General features: G+C 71.2%; 16 protein-coding genes and 1 pseudogene. 9 read left to right on the forward strand and 8 right to left on the reverse strand.

What is annotated here, in order from left to right; all coding sequences use genetic code 11:
* Positions 1-345: 345 nt before the first annotated feature.
* The 3 genes and pseudogenes from IH50_RS0109465 to IH50_RS0109470 all read left to right on the forward strand — a co-directional run bounded on the left by IH50_RS0109465 (position 346) and on the right by IH50_RS0109470 (position 6,392).
* Positions 346-5,220, forward strand: coding sequence for an FG-GAP-like repeat-containing protein (locus IH50_RS0109465; RefSeq protein ID WP_030859315.1), 4,875 nt, complete (start codon positions 346-348; stop codon positions 5,218-5,220).
* 90 nt (positions 5,221-5,310) lie between these two features.
* Positions 5,311-5,437 (forward strand): annotated as a pseudogene (locus tag IH50_RS42475) (iron transporter); the annotation flags it as partial.
* Positions 5,412-6,392 carry a hypothetical protein gene (locus IH50_RS0109470; protein ID WP_030859316.1) on the forward strand — a complete coding sequence of 327 codons (981 nt, stop codon included), beginning with the start codon at positions 5,412-5,414 and terminating at the stop codon, positions 6,390-6,392. The pseudogene IH50_RS42475 and the gene IH50_RS0109470, both read left to right, overlap by 26 nt.
* A 13-nt stretch (positions 6,393-6,405) precedes the next feature.
* Here the strand turns inward: IH50_RS0109470 and IH50_RS0109475 are convergent, their stop codons facing one another.
* Entirely contained in the window at positions 6,406-7,143 is a 738-nt protein-coding gene (locus IH50_RS0109475) for a bifunctional DNA primase/polymerase (RefSeq protein ID WP_030859318.1), read from the reverse strand.
* 214 nt (positions 7,144-7,357) lie between these two features.
* On the opposite strand from IH50_RS0109475, the gene IH50_RS0109480 reads away from it, so the two are divergent.
* Positions 7,358-8,224, forward strand: coding sequence for a glycerophosphodiester phosphodiesterase (locus IH50_RS0109480; protein ID WP_030859320.1), 867 nt, complete (start codon positions 7,358-7,360; stop codon positions 8,222-8,224).
* Between the two features lie 37 nt (positions 8,225-8,261).
* On the opposite strand, the gene IH50_RS0109485 is transcribed toward IH50_RS0109480, so the two are convergent.
* Positions 8,262-8,879, reverse strand: a complete 618-nt coding sequence (locus tag IH50_RS0109485; RefSeq protein ID WP_030859321.1) for a TetR/AcrR family transcriptional regulator — start codon at positions 8,877-8,879, stop codon at positions 8,262-8,264.
* Positions 8,880-8,978: 99 nt separating this feature from the next.
* Between IH50_RS0109485 and IH50_RS37550 the strand changes: the two genes are divergently transcribed.
* Positions 8,979-9,203, forward strand: a complete 225-nt coding sequence (locus IH50_RS37550; protein ID WP_037872197.1) for a DUF6243 family protein — start codon at positions 8,979-8,981, stop codon at positions 9,201-9,203.
* Here IH50_RS37550 and IH50_RS0109495 read toward each other — a convergent pair.
* The 3 genes from IH50_RS0109495 to IH50_RS0109505 form a co-directional block, all read right to left on the reverse strand.
* The gene (locus IH50_RS0109495) at positions 9,167-10,162 is read right to left on the reverse strand and encodes a small ribosomal subunit Rsm22 family protein (RefSeq protein WP_030859323.1); all 996 of its coding nucleotides are present in this window, start codon (positions 10,160-10,162) and stop codon (positions 9,167-9,169) included. The genes IH50_RS37550 and IH50_RS0109495 overlap by 37 nt on opposite strands.
* Before the next feature lie 134 nt (positions 10,163-10,296).
* Positions 10,297-11,457: a serine hydrolase domain-containing protein gene (locus IH50_RS0109500; protein ID WP_030859325.1), complete on the reverse strand. Its 1,161-nt coding sequence runs from the start codon at positions 11,455-11,457 to the stop codon at positions 10,297-10,299.
* Positions 11,427-12,809 (reverse strand): multidrug effflux MFS transporter, encoded by a 1,383-nt coding sequence (locus IH50_RS0109505; RefSeq protein ID WP_030859326.1) that lies wholly within the window; start codon positions 12,807-12,809, stop codon positions 11,427-11,429. Before IH50_RS0109505 ends, IH50_RS0109500 begins: the two co-directional genes overlap by 31 nt.
* A gap of 140 nt (positions 12,810-12,949) precedes the next feature.
* Between IH50_RS0109505 and IH50_RS0109510 the strand changes: the two genes are divergently transcribed.
* From IH50_RS0109510 to IH50_RS0109520, 3 genes are all read left to right on the forward strand, one after another.
* The gene (locus IH50_RS0109510) at positions 12,950-13,951 is read left to right on the forward strand and encodes a Gfo/Idh/MocA family protein (RefSeq protein WP_030859327.1); all 1,002 of its coding nucleotides are present in this window, start codon (positions 12,950-12,952) and stop codon (positions 13,949-13,951) included.
* A gap of 394 nt (positions 13,952-14,345) precedes the next feature.
* A complete protein-coding gene (locus IH50_RS0109515) occupies positions 14,346-14,693 on the forward strand; it encodes a MazG-like family protein (protein ID WP_030859328.1) in 348 nt (115 codons plus the stop codon).
* Between the two features lie 275 nt (positions 14,694-14,968).
* The gene (locus IH50_RS0109520) at positions 14,969-15,691 is read left to right on the forward strand and encodes a LysM peptidoglycan-binding domain-containing protein (RefSeq protein WP_030859329.1); all 723 of its coding nucleotides are present in this window, start codon (positions 14,969-14,971) and stop codon (positions 15,689-15,691) included.
* Between the two features lie 615 nt (positions 15,692-16,306).
* Here the strand turns inward: IH50_RS0109520 and IH50_RS0109525 are convergent.
* Entirely contained in the window at positions 16,307-17,038 is a 732-nt protein-coding gene (locus tag IH50_RS0109525; protein ID WP_030859330.1) for a hypothetical protein, read from the reverse strand.
* A gap of 244 nt (positions 17,039-17,282) precedes the next feature.
* Between IH50_RS0109525 and IH50_RS0109530 the strand changes: the two genes are divergently transcribed.
* Positions 17,283-22,466, forward strand: coding sequence for a hypothetical protein (locus tag IH50_RS0109530; RefSeq protein ID WP_030859331.1), 5,184 nt, complete (start codon positions 17,283-17,285; stop codon positions 22,464-22,466).
* A 68-nt stretch (positions 22,467-22,534) separates the two neighbouring features.
* Here IH50_RS0109530 and IH50_RS37555 read toward each other — a convergent pair whose 3' ends face one another.
* Both IH50_RS37555 and IH50_RS0109540 read right to left on the reverse strand, forming a co-directional pair.
* Complete coding sequence (locus IH50_RS37555; RefSeq protein ID WP_051767228.1) at positions 22,535-22,741, reverse strand: DUF397 domain-containing protein; 207 nt, start codon at positions 22,739-22,741, stop codon at positions 22,535-22,537.
* On the reverse strand, positions 22,738-23,616 hold the full coding sequence (locus IH50_RS0109540) for a helix-turn-helix domain-containing protein (RefSeq protein ID WP_078913910.1): 879 nt from the start codon (positions 23,614-23,616) through the stop codon (positions 22,738-22,740). The genes IH50_RS37555 and IH50_RS0109540 overlap by 4 nt, the downstream gene beginning before the upstream one ends.
* Between the last annotated feature and the right edge of the window lie 247 nt (positions 23,617-23,863).

Genomic DNA, 23,863 nt, shown 5'->3' on the forward strand with positions numbered 1-23,863 from the left:
AAAACAGTCGGTGCGAAAGTTACCACCTGGTTCATCTCTCGCCCCACCCCCTGACTCTCTCGTCCGACCTGGGTCGCGTGCACGCCATCCGGCCTGCTAGAAAGCACGGCGGGCGGCGCGCGTCCAGCCTTTGTCACGCTGAGCGACGGAGCGTGGGGGCCGGGGGAAACGGAATGCTTCGTACCGGAAGTCTGTGCGCCGCCCGTGCACATCGACCGAGGAACTGCAAGGAAACGGGCGGTAGAAAACCGTATGGAAAACAGACCGAGAGGGCCCGTCAACGGCCCCGGGGGAGCATTCGGAAAGGCGATATCAGCGGCATTGCTGATGGCCCTTTCAGCGGGAATGCTGACCCTTTCACCGACGACCGCGACGGCGTCCGAGGAAAAAGCGCCGGAGCGTACCGGAACCACGCTCACCGAGAATCTGCGCAAGGAGACCGACGCGGCCGTCGAGAAGGCCGCGGAGGACAACCGGCGCGTCGAGATCGTGTCCGCGCGCACCGAAACGGACGAGACGTTCGCCAACCCCGACGGCACGTTCACCGTGGAACGCGCGCTGATACCGGTCCGCGTGCGCCAGGGCGGAAAGCTCGTCCCCGTGGACACCCGCCTTTCCGAGACGGAGAACGGCCGGATCGCGCCCGCGGCCACGGGAATGTCCGTCTCGTTCTCCGGTGGCGGTGACGGGGCCTTCGCCACCATGGTCAGGGACGGCCGGGAGATCTCCCTCACCTGGCCGGGGGAACTGCCCGAGCCGGTCCTCGACGGCCGCACGGCCACCTATCCCGACGTCCTGCCCGGCGTCGACCTCACGGTCACCGCCGACGTGGAGTCCTTCTCCCACGCGCTCGTGGTGAAGAACGCCGAGGCCGCCAAGAACCCGGCACTGGACGCCGTCACCTTCGGCCACTCGAGCAAGGGCCTCGACCTGAAGGCCGGAGCGGACGGCCGTCTGGAGGCCGTGGACCCGACCGGGACGGCCGTCTTCTCCGCGCCGCAACCGCGGATGTGGGACTCGGCCGGATCCGAGGCCCCGACCGCGGACCCGGCCCCGGATCCCACCGCGGACCCGGCCGCGGAAACACCGAAGGCGGCGGAGGAACCCGCGAAGGCCGGCGCGGCACGCTCCGCGTCCGCGGTCCACGCGGCCGCGGACGCCGATCCGGCACCGCGTCCCCTCGCCGAGACGCTGACCGGTGCGACCGAGGGCTCCCGGCAGGCGGGCATCGGCGTGGAGCTGACGGACCGTTCCCTGACCCTGCGCCCGGACCAGCGGCTGCTGGACGACCCCGCCACCGTGTTCCCGGTCGTCATCGACCCCGTGTGGGCGAAGGACGCCTGGAAGAACGCCTGGTCCATCGCGTACAAGCACACCGCCTACGCCAGCTCCGACGACACCGTCTACTGGAACGGCGGCACGATCTCCGATTTCGCGCGGGTCGGTGTCGCCAATGACACCGAACGCGGCGGAACGGTCCGGGCGAACACGTATTTCCGGGTGTCCACGTCGAACACCTGGGGCAAACAGATCATCCGTTCGACGCTCCGGATCAAGCAGACCCATGCCGGTTCCTGGTCCTGCAAGTCGGGCGCCGTTCAGGTCCGTACGATCGGCAAGGCCCTTCCCACCAACATCACTTGGAACAGGCAGCCCACGTGGGGCGCCCTGGTGGACTCCTCCGGTGAATCCTTCGGCGGCCGCAACTGCCCCGCCGACAAGGCGGGGCTCGTCGAATTCGACGTGACCGACGCGATCAGCAAGGCGGCCAAGGAGAAGTGGGGTTCGTGGGCCTTCGTCATGTCCGCGAAGAGTTCCCAGGTCGACGTCTCGTGGCGCAAGTTCGACCCGCACTCGGTGCGCGTGTCGACGCACCTGAACACGATTCCGTCCAAGCCGAGCGGCCGGTCCACCGACCCGTCCGTACCCTGCACCGGCGGCACGTTCGGCACCACCGACTACGTCACTCTGCGTGCCAAGGTGAACGACGCCGAGGACAACAACCTCGTCGCCGAGTTCCGCTACGCGCCGGACGGCGACTCCTCGCCCGTGATCGCCAAGGTCAAGGCGAGCCGTGGCTCGGTCGCCAGTCTGCGCATCCCCGCCAAGAACCTCGCCTCCGGCACGTACTGGTGGGACGTGAGGGCCAGTGACGGCACCGCCAACGGCCCCTGGGGCGGCCGGTGCGGCTTCACCTTCGACAAGACCCGGCCCTCGAAGCTTCCCGGCGTGACCTCGGCCGAGTTCCCCGCGGAGCAGGACGGCAACCCGGCCCGCACGGCGGGGAAGTTCCAGTTCACCGCGGAAGGCGTGGCCGACGTCACCCGGTACGTCTGGTGGACCGACTCCGACACCCGGGAGAGGTTCGTGGACGCCACCAAGGCCGGAGGACCCGCCAAGGAGCCGGTGACCTACACACCGCTCAACGCCGGCCCGCAGTACCTGTACGTCCGCAGCCTCGACGCCGCGGGCAACCGGTCCGACCTGAGGACGTACCTCTTCTATCCGACGCGCGCCCCGGAGCGGGACAGGCCCGGTGACCTCAACGGCGACACCACCGTCGACATGTGGTCCGTCGACCCGGGCAGCGGTGCCCTGTGGGTCCACCCGGGCCAGGGCAACGGCAAGTTCGGCGTGGGCCGCCAGGCCGACGAGGAGTCCTTCGGCGACGCGGTGCTCACCCACCGCGGCAGCTGGAACGAGGACTACTACGAAGACCTCGTCGCCCTGCGGCCGGGCCTGGAGGACCCCGGGGTCAAGGAGCTGTGGGTCTACACGAACCGCGGCGACGGCGAGCTCGGGGGCGCCGACACCGGTCGCTGGCCGCTGGAGGTCGCCGTCGAGGACGCCAACCACTGGCGGAACGCCGACCAGGTGCTGTCGATCGGCAGCGTCAACGACGACAACGCCGACGGCGGGATCGACGCCGACGACGCGCCCGACCTGCTCGTCAAGGCCGGCGCCGAGCTCTGGCTCTACCTGGGCAGTCAGGGCAGCCCGCTCATCGACGAGGTCGAGCCGGTGTCCCTCGGCAACGCCGACTGGCAGGACATGACGCTCCTCGCCCCCGGCGACCTCAACGACGACGGCCTGCCCGAACTGTGGGCCCGCGACACCCGGAAGGGCACGATCCACCAGTACACCAGCCGGAAGAACCCGGTGCAGGACGACGTCACCGCGGCCGACCTGAGCGTGTACGCCGACCCGGCCGCGCGCGCCACGTCCATCGGCAGTGGCTTCACCGGCTCCGCCCGTCCGCACCTCGCCACCGACGGCGACTTCGAGGGCGACGGGTTCCCGGACCTGTGGTCCCGGGACGGGGAGGGCAACGCGGTCGAGTTCCCCGGCCGGGCGCCCGTCGACGGTTCCGCCTTCGGCCCGGCCCGTCCGCTGGTGACCGGCGGTACCCCGTGGGGCACCTGTGAGGCCTTCGAGTCGAAGGCCACCGGCAAGCACACGCTGTGCGGCCCGATCCTCGCCAAGTACAAGGCGCTGGGCGGCCCCGAGGGCTTCGGCTACCCGAACACCGACGTGGTGACCGCGTCCGACAGGACCGGCCGGTACACGCTCTTCCAGGCGCCCGGTACGACGGCCGACAACCGGTCGATCCACTGGAGCCCGGACACAGGAGCCTGGGAGGTCCACGGCTCGATCTGGACGAAGTGGAACGCACTGGGCAGGGAGGCGGGCGTCCTCGGCTACCCGACCTCCGACGAGCGTCCCACCAGTGACGGCGTCGGCCGGTTCAACACCTTCAGCAAGGGCGGCAAGGGCAGCGGCATCTACTACGTGTACGGAATCGGCGCGTACGCGGTGCAGGGCGGCATCTACGGCCGCTACCTCGAACTGGGCGGCCCGAAGGAGATCGGCTACCCGATCGCCGACGAGAAGGCCACCACGCCCAAGGCGGGCGCCTTCCAGCGGTTCCGGTTCCGCGACGAGGAGACGCACAGCTCCGCCATCTACTGGAGCAAGGCCACCGGCGCGTGGCCCGTCCACAACGCGATCCTGCGCAAGTGGGAGTCGCTGAAGTCGGAGAACGGTTCACTGGGTTTCCCCGTCTCCGGCGAGTACCAGGTCACCGGCGGTGCCCGGACCGACTTCGAGAACGGCTACGTCCGCTGGAACCGTACGAGCGGCACGACCACCGAGCACAAGCCGGACGACCGCACCGCGCACCTGCGGACGGACCTCTCCGGTGATGTGAACGGTGACGGACGCACCGACATGATCACGGTCTACGACTACGGGAACGCGTCGACCGGCATCCACGTCCTGACCGCCGAACCCGACGGCGGTGTGCGTCCGCCGAAGGAGGTCTGGACGAGCAACCGGGGCAGCTTCGACGCCGCCCGCGCCCAGTGGACCGCCGGCGACTTCAACGGCGACGGGCTCACCGACGTCGCCGCCTTCTACGGGTACGCGAACGGCTCGGTCGCCATGTGGTCGTTCCTCACCCAGGAGGACGGCGGCATGAAGACCCTCAAGAGCGCCGAACTGGCTCCCGAGAAGTGGTACATGGAACGCACGGTCACGATCCAGGCCGGTGACGTCAACGGCGACGGCCGGGACGACCTGACCGCCGTCTACGACTACGACGACGGCCAGATGGGCCTGCACAAGTTCCTCGCCCGCCCCGACGGCGGCTTCGAGGACTTCGTCCGCGGCCTCAACACCGGCGACGGCAAGTGGTGGGCCAGGAACGCCCACTACACGATGGGCGACGCCAACGGCGACGGCCGGGACGACCTCATCGCGTTCTACGGCTACTCCGACGGCGACGCCGCGCTGTTCACCTTCACCGCCAAGGCCGACGGCACCCTGAACGGGTACTCGAAGTCGTGGAACGTCGGCCCCGGCGCCTGGGAACGCGACCGGGTCGAGCTGACCAGCGGCGACTACAACGGCGACAAGCGCGCCGACGCCGCGGTGATGTACCGGCACGACGAGGGCGTCACCTCGCTGCACACCTTCCTCGCGAAGACGGACGGCGGCTTCCAGGCGCCGGTCGAGGGATACCGGTCCGGCACGGGCAACTGGTACGCCAGCAGCTCCGGCATGCCAGTGTCCGGCGACGCGGACGGCGACGGGCGGGAGGACATCCTGATCATGTACAACTACGCGACGGGTGCCACCCGGGCCTTCACCTTCCCCGCCGGGGAGGACGGCACCTTCGGCGCCCCGCGGCGCTCCTGGTACGCGGAGCCGGGCACCTGGTGACACCGCCGCGTGACAGGTGAACGACGGCCGCCGGGCACCCGCCGCGGGTGCCCGGCGGCCGTGCGCCGGGAAGCGGCGGCGACGGCCGGCCTCCGGGTCACGGTGTGGCCGCTGGATCCGGTCCCGGCGCTCGCGCCGTTCCGCGCCCCGGTAGGGTTCGCCTCCGGGAAGGGGAAGGTGAGGGGAACCGGATGAGCAGGGATCTCGGCTCTCGTAGGCTCCGCAGGCTCGGCACGTGCGTGCTCGTGACCGCTCTGTCGGTGACGGCGAGCGGCTGTGTGGTGGTGCACGGTGAGCGCGAGGTGCTCCCGGCCACCACCCGCGCCGAAGCCGCCGAAGCCCTCGAGGAGTTCACGGCCGCGTACAACGAGGCCGACAAGGCGTACGACAGTTCCCTGGACGCCGACCGCACCACCGGTGCCCTCGCCGACATCGACGAGGCACGGCTGAAGGCCGGGCGGGCCAACAGCCCGGAGGGCAACGCCTCGCACACGCCGCTGGAGCTGACGGACGCGAAGTTCACCATCCCGAAGAAGGCCGGCTGGCCGCGCTGGTTCCTCGCCGACGCGGCCGGCAACAAGGGCGGCGAGTCGCGCTGGCTGCTGGTGTTCACCCGCGACGGGCTGGACGAGACCTGGGAGGCGGCGTATCTGACGCTGGTCGCCCCGGACGACATACCGGAGTTCAAGACCGACCAGGACGGGTGGGCCGAGGCCGTGCCCGCGAACTCGGCCGGACTGGCGGTGGAACCGGGCGAGTTGAGCAAGGACTACGTCACGTACCTGAAGGACGGCGGGGACTCCTTCGCCGAGGGCCCGTACACCAGCGAGTGGCGGGCGCAGCGCGAGAAGAAGTCGTCACGGCCGGGGCTGGCCACGCAGTACATCGACGAGCCGCTGACGAACGGCGACCACGCGCCGCTGGCGCTGCGCACCAAGGACGGCGGGGCGCTGGTGTTCTTCACCACCCGCCACTTCGAGAAGCAGACCGCGGCGGCCGGGGCGTCGGTGCCGACGCCGAACAAGGACGTGCTGGCGCTGACGACCGGGGAGATACGGCAGTCGCTGACGATGGAGTTCGTCTCCAACGAGGTGGTGCTGGATCCGGCCGGCGACGGCGCGGTGGAGGTGCTGGGGCGGATCCAGGGGCTGACGGCGGCGCAGGGCGAGTAGGCCCCGGCCCGGGTCAGTGGCGCAGGGGCCAGGCCGTGCCCGCGTGGTCGGGCTGTTCGCCGGCGTGGCGGGCGCAGGAGTCGGTGAGGACCTCCAGCAGGCTCAGCGGGTCCGGGAGCGGATGCTCGGGGCCGCGTACCCAGTGCACCGACCGGCCGTCGTCGCCGGGGAGGCGGGCGGGCGGGACGAGGACGTAGGAACCGCGGCAGTGCCAGCGCAGGCCGGGGTGCTCGTCCATGGTCTCCGGGTGGCAGTCCAGCTCGCACGGCCACCACTCGTCCTCGTCCTCGGGGGTGCCGCGGGTGAGGGTGAAGAACAGCAGGCGGCCGTCGTCGCTCTCGGCGACGGGGCCGACCTCGACACCGGCGTCGAGGAGGCGGGTGAGCGCCTCGCGGCCGGCGTCGAGGGGGACGTCGAGGACGTCGTGCACCATGCCGGTGGCGGTGATGAAGTTGGCCTGCGGCTGGTGGCGGGCCCAGCGCTCGATCTGGGCGCGGTCGGTGGTGGACTGCGTCTGCCAGGCGAACGACACCGGGTGCCGGGCGGGGGTGGGACAGCCGACGCGGTCGCAGGAGCAGCCGTATCCGGCGGCGGGGTGGGCGGCGGGCGCGAGCGGCAGTCCCGCTTCGGCGGCGGCGAGCAGCAGGGCCTCGCGGCCGCCCTCGTCGGCGGCCTCCTTCGGGCGGCGTCCGCGCAGCCACTGGGAGAGCCTGCCCTGTCGGCCGGTCCGGCCGCCGAACTCCGCGCTCATCTATCCCCTCGCCTCGCCGTCGTGCCCCACAGCATGCCCCATGGTCCCACGATCGCGCGCGCCGGGGGGCCGGAGCGCACAATCTACGCAGGTGGGGCGAGGGAGCATCGAGGGGACGAGGGGTGGTGAAAGGTGCGTGCGCGGCGCGGGCGGGTGCACCGTTTCGGGTGCCGTCGGGCGGCCCGCGACGCTGTGCGGACCTACCGTGGTCGTCATGGTCACATGTGTCGCGTCGACGGGCCTGGCGGCCGTGGCCTCCGTGGTCGCGCTGGCCCTCACAGGTCCTCCGGGGCCGCTGGAGTGGGGCGGCGGGCCGCTGACGGTGGACTCGCTGCCGCGCGTCCCGTACGTCGCCCACCGGGGCGGGGCGCGCGAGGTGCCGGAGAACAGCATGTCGGGGCTGATGGCGGCGTTCCGGCGCGGTACGGCGCAGGTGCTGGACTTCGACACGCGGGTGCTGCGGGACGGCACGCCGGTGGTCTTCCACGACGCGACCCTGAACCGTACGACCTTCCTGGGCGGCGAGGTGCGCGGTCTCGACGCCGGGGAGTGGCGGGGCGTACGGCTGCGTCCGCGCGACCGGCTGCCGGGGAGCTGGCGCTCGGAGCGGCCGCCGACGGTCGCCGAGGTGCTGGACCGGTTCGGCGGGCGGATCGTGCTGATGCTGGAGGCGAAGGATCCGCGCGGTGTGGAGCGGCTGGCCGCGCTGATCCGTGCCCGCGGGCTGACCCGCTCGGTGTTCGTGAACACCAACGACCCCGGGGTCGCCCGCCGCGTCCACCGTCTGGGCCTGCTGACCCAGCTGTGGCGCTCGGCCCGCCAGATGCGCACCGACCGGCCCGGGCGGTGGCGCTCCTACGTCGACCTGCTCGACGTCGACGTCAAGGCGCGGGACGCCGACCTGCGGCGCGCGGTGCGCTCCGGCGTCCCCCGGGTGTGGGCCCACACGGTCGTCACCCCGGGCCAGCGCGACCGTGCCCTGGCCCTGGGCTGCAACGGCATCATCACGGACGCGCCGGGGCGGTTGGCCCGGCATCCGTCGCGGGTGCCGGGGAGGGTGAGCGCGGCGCCGGGGCGGTGAGGGCGCCGGCCGCCCGGTGCGGTGCGGTCCGGTGCGGTCAGCGGGGGGCGATGCCGTTGAGGGCGTAGTCGACGAGGGTGTCGGTGTAGTCGTAGGTGATCGGGCCCGTGTGCTGGAGCCAGCGCTGGGCGAGGGGGGAGACGAAGAGTTCCAGGGCGATGCGCGGGTCGGCGTCGGGGCGGACGTCCCCGGCGTCCTGGGCGGAGCGCAGGCGCTCGACGTAGAGCTGGAGCTGGGGTTCCAGCAGCTTGGCGACGAATTCGCGGCCGAGTTCCTCGTTGACGACGCCTTCGGCGGCCAGGGCGCGGTAGGGGGCCTGGAGGGCGGGGTCGCGCAGTTCGTCGACCGTGGCGCGCAGGACGTGCTTGAGGTCGGCGGCGAGGTCGCCGGTGTCCGGGAAGGCGTACGGGGCCTGGCCGGCGGCCTGTGCGGCCTGCTCGCCCAGGTCGAGGAAGGCTTCGAGGAGGACGTCCGCCTTCGAGGACCACCATCGGTAGATCGTCTGCTTGCCGACGCCGGCGCGGGAGGCGATGCCCTCGATGGTGGTCTTCGGGTAGCCGACCTCGGCGACCAGGGCGAGGGCGGCGTCGTAGATGGCCCGCCGGGAGCGCTCGCTGCGGCGGGTGACGTCGGGTGCGGACTGGTTCGCGGACATGGGTCGAATTTACCAGTTGACAAGACGGTGCGTCTCGCCGGACAGTGGAAGCACCCGAAGGCGAGACGATACGTCTCGTATTGATCAGAGGAGAGTGTCATGACCCGAGGCGGAGCCGGAAACATGCTGGGCGTCGGCGGGACCCGGCAGCACCTGGGCCGCAAGGCCCTGCGCGGGGGCGGACGCGGAGGCCGGATCGGCGGCGGCGGTGTCGACGCCCAGGCGCAGAAGCGGGAGCTGCTGCGCAGGCTGAAGGAGCAGCGGGAGGAGGGTGGCGCGGCGCCGGATCAGGCGTCGGCGGGCGGCCAGGGGTCGCCCCAGTAGGTGTCACGGGCCGCCCGGTAGAGGTCGCCGTGGCGTTTGGTGACGGTGGTGCGGCGCAGGGCCGGGTCCTTCTCGCACAGGTCGAGGAGGACCTGGCCCTTGCGGATCTGCGGCTTGCGGACGACGCGGGCGGGGGCCGGGGCGACCGGGAGGCGGGTGGCGGCGACGTAGCTGAACTTCTCGTCCTCGTAGGCGAGGGAACCGCCCTTGACCTGGCGGTGCAGGGAGGAACGGCTGACCCGCGCGGAGAAGTGGCACCAGTCCGTGCCGGGGGCGATGGGGCAGGCGGCGCTGTGCGGGCAGGGGGCGGCGACGTGGAAGCCGGCGGAGACCAGGCGGTCGCGGGCCTCGATGACGCGGGCGTAGCCGTCGGGGGTGCCGGGTTCGACGATCACGACGGCCTGCGCGGCGGTGGCCGCGGCGTCGACGAGGGCGGCACGGTCGGGGGCGGCGAGCTCGTTGAGGACGTAGGAGACGGTGACGAGATCGGTGCTCTCGATGGTGAGCGCTGATCCGATACGAGAGCGGTGCCAGCGGGCGCCGCGCAGGACGGGGTGGGCGGCGGCGAGTTCCCGGCCGAGGGCGAGGGCGGGCTCGGCCCAGTCGAGGACGGTCACGGGGCGCTCCCCGTCCCAGGTCGCGCTCACCGCCCAGGCCGCCGCGCCGGTGCCGCCGCCGACGTCCACGTGATCGCCGGGCACCCATCCGGGCACGGCGTCCGCGAACGCCTCCAGCGCGGAGCGCACCGCCTCGAACGTCGCGGGCATCCGGTAGGCGGCGTACGCGGCCACGTCGGCCCGGTCCCGCAGGATCGGCGCCTCGGTCGGGGTCGCGCCCCGGTACGTGGCGATCAGCCGCTCGACGGCCTGCGCGGCCTGCCGCGCCGGAATCCCGTCGAGCAGCCCGGCGAGGGCGGTACGGAGGGTGTCGGCGGCGGGCAGCGGGGCGGGGGCGTTCACCCGGCGATTCTACGAGGCCGGACGGGGGCGGAGCGCCGCTCGCATTCGGGGACGGCGCTCACATCAGAGAGCAATGCTCACATCAAAGGGCAGTACTCACTCAGGTGAGCGACGCTCACATTCGAGAGCACCGCTCACATCCCTCTCACCGCACGAGCCACCCGCGTAGCCACCCCCGCCCTGAGCGTGTTGTCCGGCGTCGGGGAACGGCGCGGATGGACCGCGTTGGCCAGAAGGATCACGTACGTGTCCGTGGCCCGGTCCAGGACCAGGGACGTGCCCGTGAAACCCGTGTGGCCCGCGGCCCCCCGCCCCGCCAGCTCCCCCATGAACCATGGCTGGTCCAGGGCGAAGCCCAGGCCGGGCGGGGTGAACAGCAGGTCCACGTAGTCGGGACCGAGGATGCGGGCGGGACCGTACGAGCCGCCCGCCAGCAGCGTGCGGCAGAAGACCGCCAGATCCCCGGCCGTGGAGAACAGCCCCGCGTGGCCCGCCACCCCGCCCAGCGCCCACGCGTTCTCGTCGTGCACCTCGCCCCGCAGCATCCCCCGGTCCGCCTTGGCCCACGGCCGCCGCTGGTCCTCCGTCGCCGCCGCGGACGGGCACGGCCCGAAGCCGGTCGCGGTCATGCCGAGCGGCCGGGTGATGCCGTCGCGCACGAGGACGTCGAGCGTGCGGCCGGTGACGCGTTCCAGGACGTGCTGGAGCAGCAGCATGTTGAGGTCGGAGTAGCGGTACGTGCCGGGCGCCCCGACGGGCCGCTCCGCGCGCAGCAGCGCCAGCCGCCGGGCGTCGTCGGCGCAGTCGTACAGCGGGAGTTCGGGGCGCAGCCCGGAGGTGTGGGTGAGCAACTGGCGGACGGTGGTCCCGTGGCGCGCCGCCCCGGTGAAGTCCGGCAGGTAGGCGCCCACGCGCGCGTCGATGCCCAGGGTGCGCCGTTCGATCTGCTGCACCGCCGCCACCGAGGTGAACAGTTTGGTCAGGGACGCCAGGTCGAAGGGGGTGTCCACGGTCATCGGGACGCGTTCGGCCGGCGGCAGTTCGACCGGGGTGTCCGTCTCCTCGTCGTACGCCGCGTAGCGCACGGCCCAGCCCGCCGCCTCCCGCACGGCGAGCACCGGGCCGCGCCCGACGACCACGACGGCGCCCGCCGCCCAGGGCCGCTCGCCGTCGGTGCGGGCGTGGACCTCCCGGACCAGGTGACGGAGTTCCCGCGCGTCGAGCCCGGCCCGTTCCGGTGTGCCGTCGCGCAGTCGCGGCGCGCTCAGACGCCCCCGCCCTTCGCACCGGCCCATCCGTCGCGCGGACGGCACATTCCCAGGAAGCAGGCCAGCGCCACGAGGGCGGCGACGAGCTGGACGACGGCCATCGGGACGGCGGTGTCCTCCCCGGCGATCCCGACCAGCGGGGAGGCGATCGCGCCGATGAGGAAGGAGCTCGTGCCGAGCAGTGCCGACGCGGAGCCGGCGGCGTGCCGGGTGCGCATCAGGGCGAGCGTCTGCGTGTTCGGCAGGGTGATGCCCATCGCGGACATCAGCACGAACAGCGCGGCGGCCATGGGCACCAGTCCGGCCTCGCCGAACACGCCCAGCGACATCAGCAGCAGCGCGACCGACGCGACGACCACGACGGCGAGCCCCAGGCCGAGCGCCTTGTCCAGCCGGACCCGGCCGACCAGGATCTTGCCGTTGACCTGCCCCATGATCATCAGGCCGATGGAGTTGAGCCCGAACAGCAGGCTGAAGGTCTGCGGGGAGGCGCCGTAGATCTCCTGGATGACGAACGGGGAGGCCGCGACGTACGCGAAGAGCGACGCGAAGGCGAAACCGCCGGCGAGCATGTAGCCGGTGAAGGCGCGGTCGGCGAGCAGGCCGCGCATCGAGCCGAGCACGTCGCCGATCCCGCCGCCGTGCCGGTCGGCGGGCGCCAGCGTCTCCGGCAGCTTCGCCCAGACGACGGCCGTCAGCAGCGCCCCGACGACGGTCAGGACGACGAACACGCCCCGCCAGTCCGTCACCCGCAGGATCTGTCCGCCGATGAGCGGCGCCACGATCGGCGCGACCCCGGAGATCAGCATGAGGGTCGAGAAGAAGCGGGCCATGGCCACGCCGTCGTACAGGTCACGGGCGACCGCCCGCGCGATGACGATCCCGGCCGCGCCCGCGAGGCCCTGCGCCAGCCGGAAGGCGACGAGGAGTTCGACGGTGGGCGCGAAGGCGCACAGCGCGGTGGCGACGACGTAGACCGCGAGGCCGATGAGCAGGGGCCGGCGGCGGCCCCACCGGTCGCTCATCGGGCCGACCACCATCTGTCCGAGCGCCATGCCGGCCAGGCAGGCGGTGAGCGTGAGCTGGACGGTGGCGGCGGGCGCGTGCAGGGACCGGGTGACCTCCGGCAGGGCGGGGAGGTACATGTCCATCGCCAGGGGCGGTGTGGCGGTCAGGCCGCCGAGTACGAGCGTGACCAGGAGGCTGGTACGGCGGCCGGCGGTCGTGGCCGCGGTCGCGGCCGTGGTCGCGCGGAGCGCCGCCTCGGCCGCCGTCGGGGCCGGGTCCGGTGTCCTGTCCTGTTTCCGTGCCGGGTCCGCCGCCGAGGTCGCTGCCGGATTCACCGCTGAGTTCGATATGGACGCCCCACCCTCGGGCATGTGGCCCCTCCCTTTTCACGCCATCGGCTCCCTATGCTCTCAGCTCGTACGGAGTGCTCGGCGTCAACGGCGATGTCATGGGAGCGCTTCCATCGACATTCGTTCACTATGTGACGAACGACACGAGCAGGGTGGGACGCATGACGGAGCAGAAGGTGCGCTGGGGCATTCTGGCGACCGGGGGAATCGCCGCGAGGTTCACTGCGGACCTGGCGGACGTGCCGGACGCGGAGGTCGTGGCGGTGGCGTCGCGGTCGGCGGGGCCGGCGAAGGCTTTCGCCGAGCGGTTCGGGATACCGCGGGCGTACGGCGACTGGGCGTCGCTGGCGCTCGACGAGGAGGTCGACGTCGTCTACGTCGCCACTCCGCACACGGCGCACCGCGCGGCGGCCGGACTGATGCTGGAGTCCGGGCGGAACGTGCTGTGCGAGAAGCCGTTCACGCTGAACACGCGGGAGGCGGAGGAGCTGGTCGCGCTGGCGCGGGGCGGCGGACGCTTCCTGATGGAGGCCATGTGGACGTACTGCCATCCGATGGTGCGGCGGCTGAAGGCACTGGTCGACGACGGCGCGATCGGCGAGGTGCGCCATGTGCAGGCGGACTTCGGCCTCTCGGGCCCGTTCCCGGCGTCGCACCGGCTGCGGGACCCGGCGCTGGGCGGGGGCGCCCTGCTGGACCTGGGCGTGTACCCGGTGTCGTTCGCGCAGTTGCTGCTCGGGGAGCCGTCGGACGTCACGGCGCGGGCGATGCTCTCGGAGGAGGGTGTCGATCTCCAGACGGGGGCACTGCTCTCGTGGGAGAGCGGCGCTCTCGCTTCGGTGCACTGCTCCATCGTGGGCGGTACGGCGACCTACGCCTCGATCACCGGTTCGCAGGGCCGCATCGACATTCCGTCCGGCTTCTTCTTCCCGGAGCGGTTCGTGCTGCACCGGGACGGCCGTGACCCGGAGGAGTTCACGGCCGACCCGGCCGACGGCCCCCGCGACAGCTTCCGGCACGAGGCCGCCGAGGTGATGCGGGCCCTGCGGGCCGGCGAGACCGAGTCCCCGCTGGTCCCGCTCGACGGCACCCTCGCCGTGATGCGGACCCTCGACGCGATCCGGGACCGCGTCGGTGTCCGCTACCCCGGCGAGACCCGCTGAGCGACACCCGCCGGCCGGGGTCCGGGCAGCCTGCCCGGACCCCGGTTCACCCGCACGCCGGGACCGAGCGCGGCCCGTGTGCTCACCCCGCACAAACGGATGTCGAACGTCCGCACCATTGCGGCCGGTAGCGGAATCGTGCTCAACTCTCCTCCACCGAAGCTTCACAGTTGGATCGGGCGGCTTCCGCAGACCATGTCCAGGGGGAGGAGGCGGCAGCCGTTCCATGCCACCGGGGCGGGGGGACCCGCGCGGGACCGCGGATGCGCGCCGGTGGGGGAACGGCTGCCGCGCGAAACGGCCGGGCTCGCTACGGGGCTCACCACCGGGCGGCGGGGATCCGCTCGGCCTCGGCGGCGGGGCCTGTCAGTGGCGTGTGCCAGGCTCGGCGCCCATGAGCGACCACCTGCCCCCGCCCCCTCCCCCGGCCGCCGGCCTCTGGGACTCCGTCGACGACCTGTGCGGCTGGCTGGACGCCAACCGTCCGGCCGACGGCCGGGAGGGCCTGCTGCTGCGGATCATCAAACTGTCCGAGGAGGTCGGCGAGGTCGCCGAGGCGGTGATCGGCGCGACCGGCCAGAACCCGCGCAAGGGCACCACGCACACCTGGGACGACGTCCAGGCGGAACTGTGCGACGTCGCCCTCACGGCGCTGATCGCCCTGCGCACCCTCACCCCCGACGCCCGCGAGGTCTTCACCGGCCACCTGGAGCGGGTGCGGCGACGCTCGCTCGGCGACTGAAGCGGACACCTGGACCGGCCTGGACACCTTCGGTCGCCTTCGGCCCCTTCGCCCGGCCGGCGGCCCGACCGGGACCGGGACCGGGGTGAACGGAAGAGAGGCCCGGACCTCAGTGCCTGCGTCCGGGCCATGCCGCCGATAGTCGGGAACGGCCGAAGGTTCACCCGAAGGGGATCGACGAACGGGGCCGACCGGCTCAGTGACCGCGCCGCACCACGCACCGCGACCTAGCGTGAGGGTTTGTCACAGTATGCGTTCACCTCGGGAGGCGACACATGCGGCACATACGCCGCCGCGGTCTGGCTCTGCCCCTCATCAGCGGCCTGGCGGCCGTCTCGATGCTGTCGGCCACGAGTCAGGCGGCGGCCACGGAGGACCCGGCCCAGCGGCACCGGCCGGCCGGGCACGCGAAGGACCGGACGACGCGCCACGAGACCCATACCGTGGCGAGCGGAAACACCTTGTGGGAGATCGCCGCCGACCACTACGGCGACGGAACGAAATGGTGGGTCCTCTTCGGGGCCAACGCCAAGGCGATCGAGAAGACCGCACAGGACCACGGGCGCGACGGCAGCGGCATCGGCCACTGGATCTTCCCCGAGACCGAGCTGGCCGTCCCGGACCCCGCCGTGATGAAGGCCGGCGAGAAGGCCGTCCGTACGGCCCTGGACCGCGTTCTGGCCCGGCATCCGCAGCTGCTCGGCGGTTCGCTCTGCCCCGAGGCGGAGGCACCCGAGGACATCGGTGACTGCTTCCTCGGACTGCTCGACCGAGCACCCCTGCTACTGGAACACCTCGACTTCCCGGAGGGGGTCTCCAGCGGTGAGCTCCCCGAACTCTCCGAACTTCCCGAGCTCTCCGAACTTCCCGAGCTCTCCGAACTCCCTGAACTCCCCGAACTCCTCGAGCTCCTCGAACCGCTCGTCACCTGCGTCATGGAGGAAGATCCGGTCGCCTGCCTGACGGAGGCGATGGCGGACCTGCCCGCCCAAGGGTGACGCACTTCGTCGGGTCACCTCCGGCGAGGTGACCCGACGACCGGACACCGCCCCGGGCGGGCCCGTGACCGTTCAGCCCTCGTGGCCGGGGGGGTCGCGCAGCCGGTCGGCCAGGGTGACCCCGTGGTGGCCGGAACGGGCCCGTCGCGGGTCGCCGGACGTGGCGGAGCCCGGGAGTCGTATCCAGCTCCCGGGCCCCTGGGGATGCCACCCAATTGCGCACGCCGGCGGCGTTTAAGAGGACGGATCAGTCATCATGCCGTCGTGTTCTTCCTTTGAACTACCGCGCCAGGCAAGAGGCGCAGGCGAGAGTCGAACTCGCATCCGACGGCGTTCGTCCGTCCCCGGTCGATCCGGCGATCGGCGGCGATGCTGAGACTGGAGCGAGAGTCTGAGATTGACCGCGGCTGCCTCTGCCATGTTGGGCCACCCCGGCCCGCTGTCGGGCTGTTGTGCCGGGGGAAGGACTCGAACCTTCACTGCCACCGCTTCTTCAGGCTGAACTTCAGTGTCAGCTTGCGCTCCTGACGCGAACCGGTCCTCACCCGGCCCGCGCTGGTCGCGCACCCCCGCGCTCGCACGCGGGGGCGATCATGACGGCCACCGTGTCCGGCGTCAGCCGAACAGGTAGCCGAACACCGCGTCCCCGACCCGCCGGTCGGTGACCTCGGCGCCGTTGGCCTCCTCACGGGCGAACTTCACGGCCTGCTGGAGCTTCTCCACCCGCTCCACCAGCTCGTTCACCCGCCGCGCGGGCAGCGCGCCGGAGAACTTCACGGTGGTCCAGTATCCGATGGGCACGTCCTCGTAGTACACCTCGACCTGCGCCGGGTGCTTCTCGGTCGCCTCCGCCTTGACGTGGTTGCGGGGGACCTTCTTCGTACGGATCGTGCGCACCGGGTCGGTCTTCCACCAGTCCGTGGACGGGTCGTGGGACCAGGACTCGGCGGCGTCGAGGGTGGGCAGCTTCTTGACGAAGGTGTGCAGGTCGGCGAGCTGCTTCTCCAGGAAGAGCAGGTAGCTGACGGGCACGTCGGCGACGATCGTCCGTCCGTCGACGGTGACGTCCGCGCGGGCCGTGCAGTTCGCCCAGTCCTTCGTCGCGGTCACGTCGAACAGCCGCGTCAGCGAGGCGGCCATCTCCCGCAGCACGTCCTCGCCCTGCACCTGCACCCGCGTGGACTCGGGCGGCAACTGCTCGCCCTCCTCGTCCTTCGGCTGGTACGTGCGCGAGATACCGGCCAGCAGCGCCGGCTTCTGCACCTTGGCGTGCGCGGCGTTGATGTCCTGGAGCGACTTGCTCTTGACACCCTTCTCGACCGCGATGATCTGGTTCAGCTTCGCCATGTCGGGCCCCCCTTCGAACTGGCAGGAACGTATCCCACCGGCTCGAACACCCGCACTCCCTTTTCGCCGCCGCGCTCCACGGGCCGTCGCGGCCCGCGCCCCGGACACCGGACGGCCCCGGACACCGCCGCCGACCCTTGACCTGCGTGTCTGCCCGGTGAGAAGGATTCACGCGGTGTGCGGCACGTAGGGCACAGTGGTGCGGTACAACAACGGCGGCGACAGCACGCACGACGGGACGGACATGACGTACGACTCCCTGGTCAACCGCGGAGACTACTTCTCGGCGCACTACCTCTCCGAGGTGCTGCCCAAGGACCTCAAGGCGGGGCTGCTGAACACCTGGAAGCAGCGCGAGGACGAGGCGAGGGCCCGGGCGGAGGCCGAGGCACGGCGCGCCGCCGAGCAGGGCGGGGAGGGCGACACCGGGGAAGCCGTCACCGGGGGGACCGTCGCCGCCGAAGAGGACGGCGCCGGTCCGGAGCCGCTGCCCGTCACCCCCCGCACCGGCCTGCGGGACCTGCGCCGCCGCTACTTCCGCGCCCGCTCCTCCTTCGCCCTCCCCGAGGACGAGGACGGCACCGCCGCCGCCCCGGACACCGAGGACGACGCGGCGACCTACGCCTCCCCCGCCTGGCGGGAACGGGTCCGCGCCCTCAACGCCGCCGTACTGCGCGCCCTCGGCTACGACGCCGAGCCGGGCACGCTGACGGTGACGCGCGCCGACCGGCCGTACGAGGTGCGGGTGGCGCACGCCGAGAAGGACCTGGTCGCGGTGGACTGCGGCTGGGCCGCCGAACCCGACGCCGCCCTCGACCCACAGGGCCCCGGCCGCCTCCTCGACCCCGTCCCGCTCGACGGCCGCGACACGGTCCCGACCGGCGCCAAGCTCGCCTCCTTCCTCTTCGCCTGCGAGGACGCCCCGCGCTACGTCCTGCTGCTGGTCGGCGGCGTCGTCGTCCTCGCCGACCGGGCGGCCTGGGGCGAGGGCCGCTACCTCGCCGTCTCCCTCGACACCGCCCTCCAGCGCAACGACACCCGGGCGGGCGGCGAACTCGACACGATCGCCGCACTGTTCGGCGCGGACTCGCTGCGCACCCCGCAGGAGGGCGGGGAGAACCCCCTCGCCGAGCTGGTCGACAAGTCCGCCCGGCACGCGGTGGGCGTCTCCGGCGAACTCCGCGACGGCCTGCGGACGAGCGTGGAGCTCATCGCGGGCGAGGTCCTGGCACGCCTGCGCGAACAGGGCGTACGCCCCGAGGACATCGGCGAACTGCCGGAGCTGGGCCGTCAGTTGACCCGCGAGTCGCTGCGCTACCTGTACCGGATCCTGTTTCTGCTGTACGCGGAGGCCCGCCCGGAGCTGGGCATCCTGCCCTCGGACTACCCCGAGTACCAGCTCGGGTACGGGCTCGGCCGCCTCGGCGAGCTGATCGCCGAACGCGACCTCGTCGACGAGAAGTCCCGCAAGGGGTTCTACCTGTACGAGTCGCTGGACCTGCTGTTCCGCAAGGTGCAGGAGGGCTACCGGCCGCGCCGCACGCACGGGGTGGACGCGAAGGCGTCGGAGGACGTGGGCCTGCGCTTCGAGCCGCTGCACTCCAAGCTGTTCGAGCCCGAGTCGATCGAGCTGATCGGGAGGGACGCGGTACCGGACCCCCGGGTCGACCCCGACGAGGAGGGCCCCCGGTACCTGGACACCCGGCTGCGCAACGAGACCCTGTACCGGGTGCTGCGCCGCCTGATGATCACCCGGGGGAGGAAGGGCGAGCGCGGCGGTTTCATCTCCTACGCGCAGCTCGGCATCAACCAGCTCGGGGCCGTGTACGAGGGCCTGATGTCGTACTCGGGCTTCGTCGCGGGCGAGGAGCTGTACGAGGTCGCCCGGCACGGCGACCCGGCGGACGGCTCCTGGCTGGTCCCGGCGGCCAAGGCCGACGAGTACCCCGACGCCGTGTTCGTCCGGCACCGGGACGAGGACACCGGCGAGGAGCGGCGCGTACGGTACGCGCCGGGCGCGTTCGTGTACCGCCTGTCGGGGCGCGACCGGCAGACCTCGGCCTCCTACTACACCCCGGAGTCGCTGACCCGGGTGACGGTGCAGTTGGCGTTGCGGCACCGGTTGGACCAGGACGACACGGTCACCGAGGCGCGCGAACTCCTCGACTGGAGGATCTGCGAGCCCGCGCTCGGCTCGGGCGCGTTCCTCAACGAGGCGATCAACCAGGTCGCCGCGGAGTACCTGCGGCGCCGCCAGGACGAACTCGGCGTCGCCATCGACACGGAGAAGTACGCGGTCGAGCTCCAGAAGGCCAAGGCGTACATCGCCCTGCACAACTCCTACGGCGTCGACCTCAACGAGACGGCGGTGGAGCTGGCGGAGGTGTCCCTGTGGCTGAACACCATGCACCCCGGCATGGAGGCGCCGTGGTTCGGCCTGCACCTGCGGCGCGGCAACTCGCTGATCGGCGGCCGGCGTGAGGTCTACCCGCCGGAGAAGCTGAGGAAGGCGGCCTGGCTGGGCACCACCCCGGAGCGCTTCCCGCTCACGGAGGCCGGCGGCGGCCTCCCGGTCACGGTGACCGAGCGCACGACGCGCAGCGGAACGGTACAGCGGGTCACGGAGAACGCCGTGCACCACTTCCTGCTGCCCGCGAAGGAGTGGGGCGCGGTCGCCGCCGAGAAGGAGGCGAGGGCCCTCGCCCCGGAGGCGGCCCGGACGCTGGCCGCCTGGCGCAAGATGATCACCCGGACGCCCACCGCCAAGCAGGCGGAACGGCTCCAGGCACTGGCACGGCGCGTGGAGTTCCTGTGGGGCCTGGTCGTGCGCCGCCTGGAGATCTCCGAACGGGACATCTCGCGGCGGATCCCGGTGTGGGGCGCGGAGGACGGCTGGCTGCGGTCGCCGGAGGAGGCGGTACGACGGGAGAAGGTCGTCGCGGACCTGACGGCCCCGGACACCCCGTACTGGCGGCTGAAGACGCTGATGGACGCGTGGTGCGCGCTGTGGTTCTGGCCGGTACGGAGCGCCGCGCTGCTGGACGGGTCGCACGAGGTGTACGCGCGGGCGGAGACGCTGTCGGAACCCGGCTCCGAGGCGTCCCAGGTGCTGCTGTCCTGGGAGACGGAGGACCTGTTCGGCGAGGTCACGGGAAGCGGCGAGCTGACGTCGGGCTCGGTGGAACGACGGCGGACCGGCCGCCGCAAGGAGGCCGTCGGCAGCCGGCGCAAGCGGGTGATGGTGCCGCTGGCGGGGCTGGACGACTGGCTGGAGTTCGCGGAGGCCCTGATCGGTGTGACGGACGTGCCGGCGGATTCGCTGGTGGCGGAGTTCGACTCCCTGGCGGAACTGGAACCGTACGAGGACGCGCTGCCCTGGCTGATGGGCATGGAGCACTTCTACGAGCTGGAGTCGCGGTTCCCCTGGGCGTCGGTCGCACGGGACGTGGCCAAGGCGCAGGGGTTCTTCCACTGGGAGTTGGACTTCGCGCAAGTCTTCGCGCGGGGTGGGTTTGACTTGCAGGTGGGGAATCCGCCTTGGGTGCGGCCACGGTGGCAGGAGGGTCCGCTTCTGGCGGAGCTGGAACCGTGGTTCATGCTGGCGGGGAAGCCGAGCGCGGAGGAATGGCGCCTGCGGAGGGAAGAGGTGCTGGCCGCGCGTGCGGACGGCGAGAGTTTCCTCCTCGGCGAGCTGGCCAACCACGCGGGGGCTGTCGCCATACTGGGCAGTCCGGTGACGTATCCGCTCCTTGTCGGCACACAAGGGGACTTGTACCGGGCCTTCATGTCCCGGGTGTGGCAGCACACGGCGCCTCGGGGCAGCGCGGGCATGATCCATCCGGACACGCATTTCGGTGGTGTACGCGAAGGCGCCATTCGAGAGGCCGCATACCAACACCTACGAGTGCACGCACACTTTGTGAACTCGGCGAACTGGGCTTTCGAGGATCTCAACCGTTCCGCCGAGTTCGGAATGCACGTCTACGGCGCCCCACGAAAGCCTGACTTCCTGCACCTCAGCGAGTTGCGCGATGTCGAGGTCCTGCCTGCTTCTCTGAGTCATGACGGGAAAGGCCCAACGCCCGGAATCAAGCACAACGGCTCATGGGACATCCGGCCGCACAGTGAGCGTGTGGTGCATGTGGACGAGACTTTGCTGGCCAGTTGGCATGCTCTGACAGGCTCGACAGGCGGAGCGGCTCAGGCCCCGTTGCTGTACCCGGTTCTCGTCGGTGAGCAGGGGGCGATCGAGGCGCTGGCCGCCTATCCTCACAGCCTTGCTGACTATAGTCCGGCGATCACAAGGGGATACGACGAAGCAGGTGCCAGAAGAACCGGACTGATCCGCTGGGGCAATGAGGCCGTTCCCAAGATTTCGGATCTCATTCTTCAAGGACCTCACTTCGCATCGGCGCTTCCCTTCTCGAAGGAGCCGAGGATTCCCTGCCGGAGCAACCGCGACTGGGATCTGCTCGCTCCAGCGCAGTTGCCCGAAGCGTTCACCCCGGTGACCAACTACGTGCGGGCGGCCGATGAGGCCACTTACCTCGCAGCACAGGACTCCTGGAGCGGAAAGCCGTACACCGCGCATTTCCGGTTGGCCTGGCGAAGGATGATCCCCTTCGACAGTAGCCGCTGTCTACATGGCGCCCTTATCCCACCTGGCCCTGCTCACATCCATGCCGTGCAGTCCATGGCCTTGCCAGACAACCGACTCACCACACTCAACGCCGGCTTTTGGGCAGCCCTCCCTCTGGACTATTTGCTTCGAATCACCGGCCGCTCTGATCTCCAAGTTGCCGAGGCACGCAAGATGCCCGCTCCTGACCCCATGCATCCCCTTGCCTCACCTCTCCTCCTTCGCACCCTCCGTCTGAACTGCCTCACCTCCCACTACTCCCCCCTCTGGGAGGAATTGTTCAGCCCTCAGTGGGCGGGCTATGAGGACTGGGGCAATCCCAACTGGCCATGTCTGAAGCCCCTCGCAGCCAGTCTCAAACCGACTTGGGATTACGCCACTCCCCTCCGCACCGAGCACGAGCGCCGCGCCGCCCATGTAGAACTCGACGCCCTTGTCGCCGTCTGGCTCGGCATCACCGCCGACCAGCTCGCCGCGATCTTCAAGTCCCGTTATCCACAGCTGTACGCCTACGATTCGGTGACCTACTTCGACGCCAACGGCCGAAAGATTGCAGGCGACTTCAATGCCTACGGCCACGGCCAGACCAAGCAGGACTACCTCGACCTCCTCGCCCACCTGGAGGACCCGGAGCGCACCCCGCCCCCGGCCGGCTACCAGGCCCCCTTCTACAAGGCGGACCGTGAGGCCGAGATGCGAGCCGCACACGCGCACTTCCAGGCACGGCTGGACGCCGAGATCGCCGCAGGCCGCTGGACACCGCCCCAGCCGGCGACCGTGGACGACTGACCGCCCCGAACATGCCTGTGCCCTGTGACTCCCCTCGGAGCCACAGGGCACAGCAGTAAAGCGGCGACTCAGCCGATCCGGTCGGCGGCGAACCCGATGAACGCGGCCCACGTCTCCGAACCGACCGCCAGGCCGGGGCGGTTGGTGTCCTTCGAGTCCCGTACGTGCACGGCGTGCGGGCAGGTGGCCACCTCCACGCACTCACCGCCCTGAGCTCCGCTGTAGCTGCTCTTGAACCAGACAAGTCGGCCAGTAGCAGTCTCTTCGATGTTCACATCTCTCCCAGCGACTTCTCGATGAAGGCCAAGGACTCACGAGGAGTGAGAGCCTGTGCTCGGATAATCCCATAGCGGGCCACGATCCCGCGGACCTCCGTCGGCTCCGTGACAATTGTGCTCCGTCCCTGTGCTTCCAGGTAAGCGACTTGCTCTCCACCCTCTCGGTGCAGCACCGTGAAGGGCCCATCCACCGCTGCGTTGTCCTCCCTGTCCAGAGGCATGATCTGGACCTCAACGTTGCGGAGCGCTCCAGCGAGCAGCAAGTGTTCCAGTTGGCCACGCAGCACCGTCGCTCCACCAAAGGGCCGACGAACCACTGACTCATCGATGACGAAGCCCAGCAGAGGCGCAGACTTGCGACTGAAGAGGGACTGACGTGCAAGCCGTGCCGTCACCTGCTGTTCGATGACTTCTTCGTCCAGCAGTGGGCGCCCCATGCCGAACACTGCACGCATGTACTCCTCGGTCTGAAGAAGCCCCGGCACCGCCTGGTTGGCATAGATCTGCACCTCAACGGCCTCCGCCTCCAACCGAGCCGCATCCCGGAAGAACGCCGGATACTGCGCCCGCGCGACCTCCTCCTTCATCGCCTTCAACAACCCGCCCGCGTCCAGCAGGTCATCGACCACGTCGATGAACCTCGGCGGAGGGATCCGCCGCCCCTGCTCGTAGGCCGCGATGGTGGACGGCGAGTACCCCGTCCGCGCACCGACCTCCGGCCGTTCCATCCCCGCCCGGATCCGGCACAGCTTCATCTGCCGCCCGAACACCCGCAGGATCCCCGTCCCCTGCCCCGGGGGAGTCACCTCCGACTCCTCCTGCCCGGCCGCCACCACCGCCGTCTCCCCCGGCTCCCGCACCGTCTCACTCATCGCCCACGCACCTCCGCCACCCATCGACCGGTCCGCCCAACTCCCCCGCCCCACCGGAGGACACGGCCCGCCCCGCCTACACACGCCGCCGGAACGCGTACAACACCCCCGGTCGGCCTCTCACCGGCGTCAACGCTAGGACTCGGCGCGCAGAGGAACCGGTGAACGACCACGGTTCACCAGATCGAGTGCCCGGCCTTCCACGACTCCCCGGCGGAATCCCCCTCGGCTCATTACCGGCTGTCGC

It is taken from the genome of Streptomyces sp. NRRL S-37 (genome assembly GCF_000721605.1).
Lineage (GTDB): Bacteria > Actinomycetota > Actinomycetes > Streptomycetales > Streptomycetaceae > Streptomyces.

Excerpts from the sequence above, each read along its gene's own strand:
- IH50_RS0109515 (WP_030859328.1), top strand. The coding sequence starts at position 14,346 with ATGAGCGACCACCTGCCCCCGCCCCCTCCCCCGGCCGCCGGCCTCTGG.
- IH50_RS0109470 (WP_030859316.1), top strand. The coding sequence starts at position 5,412 with ATGAGCAGGGATCTCGGCTCTCGTAGGCTCCGCAGGCTCGGCACGTGC.
- IH50_RS0109510 (WP_030859327.1), top strand. The coding sequence starts at position 12,950 with ATGACGGAGCAGAAGGTGCGCTGGGGCATTCTGGCGACCGGGGGAATC.
- IH50_RS0109475 (WP_030859318.1), bottom strand. The coding sequence starts at position 7,143 with ATGAGCGCGGAGTTCGGCGGCCGGACCGGCCGACAGGGCAGGCTCTCC.
- IH50_RS0109480 (WP_030859320.1), top strand. The coding sequence starts at position 7,358 with ATGGTCACATGTGTCGCGTCGACGGGCCTGGCGGCCGTGGCCTCCGTG.
- IH50_RS0109485 (WP_030859321.1), bottom strand. The coding sequence starts at position 8,879 with ATGTCCGCGAACCAGTCCGCACCCGACGTCACCCGCCGCAGCGAGCGC.
- IH50_RS0109525 (WP_030859330.1), bottom strand. The coding sequence starts at position 17,038 with ATGGCGAAGCTGAACCAGATCATCGCGGTCGAGAAGGGTGTCAAGAGC.
- IH50_RS0109530 (WP_030859331.1), top strand. The coding sequence starts at position 17,283 with ATGACGTACGACTCCCTGGTCAACCGCGGAGACTACTTCTCGGCGCAC.
- IH50_RS0109505 (WP_030859326.1), bottom strand. The coding sequence starts at position 12,809 with ATGCCCGAGGGTGGGGCGTCCATATCGAACTCAGCGGTGAATCCGGCA.
- IH50_RS0109500 (WP_030859325.1), bottom strand. The coding sequence starts at position 11,457 with ATGGGCCGGTGCGAAGGGCGGGGGCGTCTGAGCGCGCCGCGACTGCGC.
- IH50_RS37550 (WP_037872197.1), top strand. The coding sequence starts at position 8,979 with ATGACCCGAGGCGGAGCCGGAAACATGCTGGGCGTCGGCGGGACCCGG.
- IH50_RS0109520 (WP_030859329.1), top strand. The coding sequence starts at position 14,969 with ATGCGGCACATACGCCGCCGCGGTCTGGCTCTGCCCCTCATCAGCGGC.
- IH50_RS0109540 (WP_078913910.1), bottom strand. The coding sequence starts at position 23,616 with ATGAGTGAGACGGTGCGGGAGCCGGGGGAGACGGCGGTGGTGGCGGCC.
- IH50_RS0109465 (WP_030859315.1), top strand. The coding sequence starts at position 346 with ATGCTGACCCTTTCACCGACGACCGCGACGGCGTCCGAGGAAAAAGCG.